This window comes from Mycobacterium sp. WUMAC-067, from assembly GCF_020217485.1.
Taxonomy (GTDB): domain Bacteria; phylum Actinomycetota; class Actinomycetes; order Mycobacteriales; family Mycobacteriaceae; genus Mycobacterium.
In genome coordinates this window covers 1-403 of the sequence record NZ_JAEKMI010000205.1, presented here as the reverse complement: position 1 = coordinate 403, position 403 = coordinate 1, and the positions used below count along the sequence as shown (strand labels likewise).

Annotated in this window: 1 protein-coding gene; it reads left to right on the top strand. The window is 62.5% G+C overall.

Features of this window, described 5'->3' with window-relative positions:
- Positions 1-403: NAD(P)/FAD-dependent oxidoreductase (locus JF781_RS28245; RefSeq protein ID WP_225330696.1), on the top strand; the 403-nt coding region annotated here is incomplete at both ends.

Below are 403 nucleotides of genomic sequence, written 5' to 3'. Positions count from 1 at the left end.
GTCGTGTGCGACTTGTGATGGGTTCTTTTTCAAAGATCAAGACATCGCGGTGGTCGGTGGTGGGGATTCGGCGATGGAGGAGGCCACGTTTTTGACCCGTTTTGCCCGCAGTGTGACGTTGGTGCATCGCCGGGAGGAGTTTCGGGCGTCGCGGATCATGTTGGAGCGTGCGCGGGCTAACGACAAGATCGCGTTTGTGACCAATAAGGCGGTCGAGGCGGTCGAGGGTGAGCAGACGGTCACCGGGTTGCGGTTGCGTGACACGGTGACCGGTGAGGAGTCGACGCTGGCGGTGAGCGGGGTGTTCGTGGCGATCGGTCATGACCCGCGCTCGGAGTTGGTGCGCGAGGTGCTCGAGACCGACGCGGACGGGTATGTGTTGGTGCGTGGGCGTACCACCAGT